General features: G+C 57.9%; 5 protein-coding genes and 2 pseudogenes. All 7 read left to right on the top strand.

Annotated elements, in window-relative coordinates; genetic code table 11:
• The first annotated feature begins 145 nt into the window (after positions 1–145).
• Positions 146–1,609 (top strand): amidase, encoded by a 1,464-nt coding sequence (locus IE126_RS25255; protein WP_229825939.1) that lies wholly within the window; start codon positions 146–148, stop codon positions 1,607–1,609.
• Positions 1,610–1,959: 350 nt separating this feature from the next.
• Positions 1,960–2,259: a transposase gene (locus IE126_RS25250; protein ID WP_189383112.1), complete on the top strand. Its 300-nt coding sequence runs from the start codon at positions 1,960–1,962 to the stop codon at positions 2,257–2,259.
• Positions 2,260–2,267: 8 nt separating this feature from the next.
• Positions 2,268–2,426, top strand: coding sequence for a hypothetical protein (locus IE126_RS25245; RefSeq protein ID WP_189383110.1), 159 nt, complete (start codon positions 2,268–2,270; stop codon positions 2,424–2,426).
• A 12-nt stretch (positions 2,427–2,438) separates the two neighbouring features.
• A pseudogene (locus IE126_RS25240) lies at positions 2,439–2,822 on the top strand (DDE-type integrase/transposase/recombinase); the annotation flags it as partial.
• 50 nt (positions 2,823–2,872) lie between these two features.
• A pseudogene (locus IE126_RS26195) lies at positions 2,873–3,013 on the top strand (IS110 family transposase); the annotation flags it as partial.
• 469 nt (positions 3,014–3,482) lie between these two features.
• Positions 3,483–3,632 carry a transposase gene (locus IE126_RS26540; protein WP_407646100.1) on the top strand — a complete coding sequence of 50 codons (150 nt, stop codon included), beginning with the start codon at positions 3,483–3,485 and terminating at the stop codon, positions 3,630–3,632.
• 818 nt (positions 3,633–4,450) lie between these two features.
• Positions 4,451–5,203: a hypothetical protein gene (locus tag IE126_RS25230; RefSeq protein ID WP_189383104.1), complete on the top strand. Its 753-nt coding sequence runs from the start codon at positions 4,451–4,453 to the stop codon at positions 5,201–5,203.
• Positions 5,204–5,440 lie beyond the last annotated feature (237 nt).

Raw genomic sequence — 5,440 nt, 5'->3', positions numbered from 1 at the left:
CGTTTGCGCGACGACAGACACCGCTCGGGGCGAAAAACGCTTGCCCAGCGAGCAAAATCAGGCGATCTTGAAGTCAAGCGGCAGGCCACTTGGGGAATGTCGGAGAAGACCAACCCGGGAGGATGGACAATTGGAAAGATCAGACTTGGACTATGCCTCCGCAACAGAGATCGCCCGTCTCGTCAGGACGCGTCAAATTTCTGCGGCGGATGTCACCGAACACGCCATTGCACGTATCGAGGCGCGAAACCGCTCGATCAACGCTTTCGTTTACACGGATTTCGAACAAGCCCGAAACCGGGCGAAAGATCTTGATGTCCGAATCCGTGCAGGGGAGGACGTCGGCCCTCTCGCTGGTGTGCCAACTGCGATCAAGGATCTCTTCAACTTCTATCCAGGCTGGCCTTCGACCCTCGGCGGCATTCGGTGCCTGAGAGACTTCAAGCTCGACGTGAAATCGCGCTACGCGACCAAAATGGAAGAAGCCGGCGCGGTCGTGCTCGGAATCACCAACAGTCCCGTACTGGGCTTCCGAGGAACCACCGACAACGACCTGTATGGTCCGACACGAAATCCATTCGATCTCTCCCGCAACAGCGGAGGATCGTCGGGCGGGACCTCCGCTGCTGTCGCCGACGGCCTTTTGCCGATCGGCGATGGCACGGATGGCGGAGGTTCTATCCGGATTCCGGCGGCCTGGTGCCATGTTTTTGGCTTCCAGGCCTCGCCCGGCAGAATCCCTTTGGCGATACGGCCCAACGCGTTTGGCGCCGCTGCGCCGTTCCTTTACGAGGGACCAATCACACGCACCGTTGAAGACGCGGCTCTCGCGATGAGCGTCTTGGCTGGATCAGATCCTGCGGATCCGTTCAGTCTCAATGACAGACTTGATTGGTTCGGCGCCGTTGATCAGCCGACGATCACGGGCCTGCGCATCGGTTTCACCCCGGATTTCGGTGGGTTCCCAGTCGAGCCCGCAGTTGCCGCGACGATCGCTCATGCCGTGCGAGCGTTCGAACAGGCCGGCGCCAAAATCGTCCCGCTCACACTCGATTTCGGTTATACACATGACGAGCTCAGTCAGCTCTGGTGCCGAATGATCTCTCAAGTCACGATCGCAGCCGTCGATAGCTTTGCCGAAAACGGGTTGCATCTCGAACCCGATTTTCCGGCTCCGGTGATGGAATGGGCGCAGAAAGCCAAGAACGCCACCCCTCTCGACCTGCACCGCGATCAAGTGATGCGCACCAAGGTCTATGACGTCCTGAACGCTGCTTTCAGCCAAGTCGACCTGATTGCGGGCCCGACCACGACCTGTCTGCCAACTCCCAACGGTGAGCGAGGCATGACCGTCGGTCCCTCCGAGATAGCAGGAACGCCCATAAATCGCCTGATCGGTTTCTGTCCGACATTCCTGACGAATTTCACTGGCAATCCGGCCGCATCACTCCCTGCCGGCCTGGCGGACGGCCTCCCCGTCGGACTGATGTTGATCGGTCCGCGACGCGATGACCTGACAGTCTTGTCGGCAAGCGCGGCGTTCGAGCGTGTGCAGCCCTGGGCCGATAGCTACCGAATTCCAGCGGTCCGTCCACTTGGCAGTCAGTGAACCGCAGCCCGGCGGGATGAGCCATGGGCCATCCCGCCATCGCCTCTCAACGGGCGGCCAGCCTTTGTGTCGGAGAGCCATCTTTGATGACCGCTCGCATGTTTGCGTCATGATCCTCGCTTGCTGATGACAAGCATGGGCGAAGCGGTCTAACATATCCTTGCCATTCTCGATTATTATTTTACTTTATGACGTAAAGTATCATAAATCAAACTTCAGCAGCGTGTTGCGTTAGGTTGCTCCTGTTCGCGGCGAGCAGGTGGCACCTCTGAGCTACCCCCCGAAAATCGGATAGTGACGGAAGCTGCGATCTGAAGTCTGCTGATCTCCAAGCACGAGGAGATCAGGACATGTCGAAACGCAGGAACCACGACGCGGCATTCAAGGCACGGGTGGCGCTGGAGGCCGTGAAGGGAGAGCGCACAGTGTCGGAACTGGCTGCCGAATATGGCGTCCATCCGACGATGATCCATCAATGGAAGCGGTCGCTTCTGGAGGGTGCCGCAGGCATCTTTGAGCGTGGTGGCAAGGCTGTGGTGGCGGCCGAGGTTGCCGAAGAAACGGTCGGCGACCTGAATGCCAAGATCGGAGAGCTGGCCGTCGCCAACGATTTTTTGTCACGAAAGCTCAAGCCCTGGATCGGCAAGTGAGGCGGGGCATGATCGAACGCAACCATCCCAAACTGTCGGTCGGGGCGCAATGCCGCCTGCTGTCGATCGCGCGATCGTCGTTCTGCTACGCGCCGCAGGGCGAGACGACGATGAACCTCGGCCTCATGCTGTTGATCGACAAACAGTTCTTGGACACGCAGTTCTAAGGCGTCCGCCAGATGACGTGGCACTTGCAGAACGAGGGTCATGCCGTGAATGAAAAGCGCATCCGGCGGCTGATGCACCTTATGCGATTGATGCCGATCTACCAGACACCCAATACGAGCAAGCCCACGAAGGGGCATAAGACCTACCCCTACCTGCTCAGCGGGCTGCGGATCGATCGGCCAAATCAGGTCTGGTGCGCCGACATCACTTACCTGCTGATGCGCAAAGGCTTTCTCTATCTGGTGGCCATCATGGACTGGTTCACGCGCAAGGTGCTGGCTTGGCGCATCTCGAACACGCTGGGGGCCGAGTTTTGCATCGAGGCTTTGAACGAGGCCATCCACAAGTTCGGCCCGCCCGAGATCATGAACACGGATCAGGGATCGCAGTTCACGTCCTTCGACTGGACCGACCGGCTGAAGCGGGTCAAAACCAAGATCTCCATGGGTTGCGCGCATGGGCGGAGCAGGTTGTTCGTAGGCGTGGCGTTAAGCGGGCCGCGGTCGCTCTGGCCCGCAGGATGGGTGTGATTCTGCATCGCATGTGGGTCGACAACACCGAATTCCAAGCTGCCAAGATGGCTTAAAGCCAGCCAAGTTGCCGCGACTGAAAACAACGAACTGGCCGACCTGAAAACCGGCCATCGAGGTCCTCACCAGGACGCGGTTTCCGATGACGCCGTTCGATGCCTTGTCGCCGGAGCATCCGCTTCGAGCACGTATCTCAGATAGGCGCGCGGAGACCGCTTTGAACCAGCATCAAGTTGGCGACCACTGCGTCGACCACGGACAGAAGCGCGAACCGGTGTAGGATCACATCGATGGAACGGGATCGAAAGCGCCAGAGGGGGTGACCGCCAAGACTTATCCGTTCCGCTTAGCCATGCCCTCGAAGCGCTCAGCCTCGAGGGGGCCTTTTGTTGAATATTACCCATTGACTGCACTGGCCCCATTACAGAAGGTCTCGACGCGACGCCCCAACCGGCTGGACTTCATCCTGATTTGGCCGCCCATCTCTATCGCCTGTCGCTGCTTCTTCAACTGCCGGACGGGGGCGTGCGGTTTGCGTTGCCTGACGCAGCGGCCTGCAGGGACAGATTTGTTCGCACGCGCTGGCCGGAGCGTGTGACCTGCCCTAAATGCGGCGCTCCGTCTATTCAGACTTTGCAGACGCGAGATATCTTCCAGTGCCGCGAATGCCGGTAGCAATTCTCACCAACTTCGGGAACCGCACTGCATCGCTCACGACTGCCAATACAAATGTGGTTGATTGCGACCGAAGCGATCATAAGATGACAAGCTAGCCATTATTCGGATGATGGCATCACGCGCAATCTTCTCGTAAAGCCGCTCGGCATTCACACCGAGGCAGCCTCGCGCGTGAAACGGATTGCCATTCATGACATTGGGGCGAATGGCGATGGGTTTCTGCGACTAGCGGACTGCATGAAAACCTTTCACCTGCCGCCAGACATCGCGCTAGGCAGCCTTCGGCATTTTAACTAGGCAGCTGCGAAGGCCAACTAGTTACTTAGGTGTTAGCTGTCTTAGCCGAAAAGTTATCAACATTCTTGAAGCCCGGCAGGATAGGCGCGGCCGATATAGTCAAGTATATTGTGCTCATGCCTTGCCGCGTTGCTCCCCGAAACGCGGCGAACAGGAAATGACACGAGATAAATGCATGACACACCGGCGACCGCATCAGGCCATCAAAAACTGCGAAAAATGTCCACGCACTTTTGATTTTTCGCAAGTCATTGTTTTTTGAGGAATTTTTGACTCCATCGCCACATTGTGGCATTTCCCGGCAAAACATCGAATCTGGAACACTGTGATGAAACACTTGCTCGACGCGCCGCCGAGGCGGCCACCAAAAATGATCCAGCTCAGCTTCGGGCGCAGCCGTCACGTGATCTTGCGTCGACCAAAGCACTCGCTTCAATAAAGCTCGCCGACACCCCTCCCTTCCCGACCCTCATCCCCCAATCCACGAGACTCGGCAGTTGGCCGAGAACGATCGAGTCATGTCTGAACATTACATCGACCACGACACTTGGAACAACAGTCCACCGAAACTGCCCAAGGTGTCCAAAATCGTCCTTCCGACCATCTTCGGGGTTCTGCCTTTTGACGGAAAGCGCAATCCCGGATCCCGGAGCGCTGTCTCGCATCATGTCTGGTTCACCTATCGGACCGAGGCAAACCAGTGGAAGCCTAAAGTCGGGATCACCGAAAGCGCCTCCGAATTCGCCGTTGGACTTGAAGGGCTTCTTGATCCGGAAACCTACGACATCAGGTTTCAACCTTGCGTCGTTTCCTATTACAGCGAGGAAGAAACACGGGATGTGCTTTACACGCACGACTTCTTGATCACGCTTCGCAATGGCCACCGGCGCCTCGTTTTCGTTCGCTATCGTGCCAGCCTCCAGAAAGAGAAAGCCTGGCGCCATATCGGCCAGATCGGCGCGGCCACTCTGAGGCAGAAGATCGCCGACGACATGATCGTTGTCGATGCTGACACCTACACTCGCCAGCGCCGGGAAAACCTGTTCCGGATGTGGAAGATTTCGGAACATCGTGATCCCGAAGCCGATGAGCAGGTCCTCGAGGCCGCATATCGGTGCCGGACGCTGTGGTTCATGCGGGACCTGTTCCCGCTCGTCAGTCTGCCCCAAGCAAGGGTCTTCAAGGCCTGCTATCGCTTGATCGCCCAGAAGAAACTGCAAGCTGACTGGGACAACGTCATCTGGGAACATTCCCGCGTGTGGGTTGCCTGATGAACGTTGCGCCGCGATATGACATTTCCCCTGGGACTGCGGTTACGGTTAACGCCCGGACGTTGGTCGTCAATCGCAAGACCCAGCACGGCTATGAGGCGGCGGACCAAGCGTCAGGACGGGTAGAGTTTCTTCCGACATTCCCCAAGTGGCCTGCCGCTTGACTTCAAGATCGCCTGATTTTGCTCGCTGGGCAAGCGTTTTTCGCCCCGAGCGGTGTCTGTCGTCGCGCAAACG

It is taken from the genome of Gemmobacter nanjingensis (assembly GCF_014652195.1).
GTDB classification, from domain to species: domain Bacteria; phylum Pseudomonadota; class Alphaproteobacteria; order Rhodobacterales; family Rhodobacteraceae; genus Gemmobacter; species Gemmobacter caeni.
The sequence above is the reverse complement of the archived record's forward strand: the minus strand, read 5'-3'. Positions and strand labels throughout refer to the sequence as shown.